This is a genomic window from Flavobacterium sp. (genome assembly GCF_040382755.1).
Taxonomy (GTDB): domain Bacteria; phylum Bacteroidota; class Bacteroidia; order Flavobacteriales; family Flavobacteriaceae; genus Flavobacterium.
Genome location: NZ_JBEIET010000218.1, coordinates 1 through 2,074 on the forward strand (window position 1 = coordinate 1; position 2,074 = coordinate 2,074).

The 2,074-nt window shown below is 33.2% G+C and carries 2 protein-coding genes; both read right to left on the bottom strand.

Annotated features, from left to right (window positions below):
* Nucleotides 1-927 (bottom strand): UDP-N-acetylmuramate--L-alanine ligase (locus ABWO04_RS11390; RefSeq protein ID WP_353079808.1); only part of this gene is annotated, 927 nt, incomplete at its 3' end.
* Nucleotides 927-2,018: an undecaprenyldiphospho-muramoylpentapeptide beta-N-acetylglucosaminyltransferase gene (gene murG, locus ABWO04_RS11395; protein WP_502903994.1), complete on the bottom strand. Its 1,092-nt coding sequence runs from the start codon at nt 2,016-2,018 to the stop codon at nt 927-929. The genes ABWO04_RS11390 and murG, both read right to left, overlap by 1 nt.
* Nucleotides 2,019-2,074: the final 56 nt, after the last annotated feature.

Consider the following 2,074-nt stretch of genomic DNA (forward strand, 5'->3'; position numbering starts at 1 on the left):
AGCTAATGCATTACTTATTTTGTCATTTGAAATACCGTATGATTTTGCCATTGCAAATGCCAATAAAGCATTTGTTAAATTGTGATGACCTGGTAAGCCAAATTTTATATTTTCAATTAATTCTGTAGCGGTTTTTACATCAAAAACATAAAAACCATTTTCAATTCTGATATTTTGAGCAACAAGCCCCCTAACCCCCAAAGGGGGAATTGATTCAGCAATTGTAGAAACTGATATTTCATTTCCTTCTAAAGGCAAACCTTTAATAATAAATAAATTTTCGGAAGGTACTTTTTGTGCAAATTCTTTAAATGAAGCTTCAATAGCTGCCACATCACCATAAATATCTAAATGATCCGCATCCATAGAAGTAATGCAAGACAAATTTGGATGTAAATGTAAAAACGAACGGTCAAATTCATCAGCTTCAACAACTGTAACCGTTTTCCCTGTGCCGATTAAATTAGAATCGTAACCTTCAACAATTCCGCCTAAAAAAGCAGTAACATCTACACCACTTTCATACAAAATATGTCCTAAAATACTTGATGTTGTTGTTTTTCCGTGCGTACCTGCCACTGCAAAACAAAACGTATCTTTTGTAATAATGCCTAAAACTTCAGCTCGTTTTTTTACCGTAAATCCGTTATCTAAAAAGAAGTTCCATTCGGTATGATTTTTTGGAACCGCTGGCGTAATAACCACTAATGTGTTTTCTGTATTTTTAAAACGTTCGTCTATTAATGCAATACTATCTTCAAAATGAATTTTAATACCATTGTCTTGTAATTCTTGGGTTAGCTGCGTTTCTGTTTTATCATAACCCGCCACATTTTTTCCAAGGAATTGAAAATAACGCGCCAAAGCACTCATTCCGATACCACCGATACCAATAAAATAGACGTTATGTATTTGGTTTAAATTCATTATTTTTTTTGTACTTTTTTTATTTCTTCCACTATGGCTTTAGTGGCGTTTGGTTTTGCTAATTTTTTAATATTTTCTGTTAGGTTTTGCAATTTCCCCTGATCCTTAACTATCGCTTCGAAAACAATTTTAAATTCGTCATCTAGATTTGATTCTTTAATTAAAATGGCGGCACCTCTATCTACAATTGCTTTAGCATTTTTAGTTTGATGGTCTTCAGAAACATTAGGCGATGGAATAAAAATGGTTGGTTTTCCAACGATACATAATTCTGAAACTGAAGAAGCCCCAGAACGAGAAATTACAACATCAGCCGCTGCATATACCAAATCCATTCTATCAATAAATGCCGTTACTTGCACGTTTTCTGTTTCGTTATATTTTGAATATTCGTTTAAATAATGCTTTCCGCATTGCCAAATAATTTGAAAATCTAATTGTAATAAAAAATCTAGTTCTTTTTCAATTAGTTGATTTATTCTTCTCGCGCCTAAACTTCCTCCTAAAATTAGAAGTGTTTTTTTAGAGGCATCTAATTTAAAATGAGCAATTGCTTCTTCTTTTTTACTGGCCACTTCCATTAGATCCTGACGAACTGGATTTCCAGTAAAATGCAATTTATCTTTAGGGAAAAAACGTTCTAAGTTTTCGTATGCCACACAAATAGAATTGGCTTTTTTGGCTAATAATTTATTGGTAATTCCTGGATATGAATTTTGCTCTTGAATAACAGTAGGAATACCTAACATTGAAGCAACTTTTAAAACAGCACCACTTGCAAAGCCACCAGTTCCTATAACCACATCTGGTTTAAATCTTTTTAAAATAAAAAATGATTTAAGTAAACTTGAAGCTAATTTTACTGGAAACAATGCGTTTTGAACTGTGATTTTACGTTGCAATCCAGCAATCCAAAGTCCTTCAATTTTATAACCCGCTTGCGGCACTTTTTGCATTTCCATTTTATCTTTCGCACCTACAAACAAAAACATAGCATCTGGAAATTGCGCTTTTAATTCGTTTGCAATAGCAACTGCTGGATAAATGTGTCCACCAGTTCCTCCGCCGCTAATGATAAATTTATTTGCCATTATTTTTTGTTTATTACTGCATTCATTGGATTTTGTCCGTTCACCAAACTGTCGCC

Excerpts from the sequence above, each read along its gene's own strand:
- murG (WP_502903994.1), bottom strand. The coding sequence starts at position 2,018 with ATGGCAAATAAATTTATCATTAGCGGCGGAGGAACTGGTGGACACATT.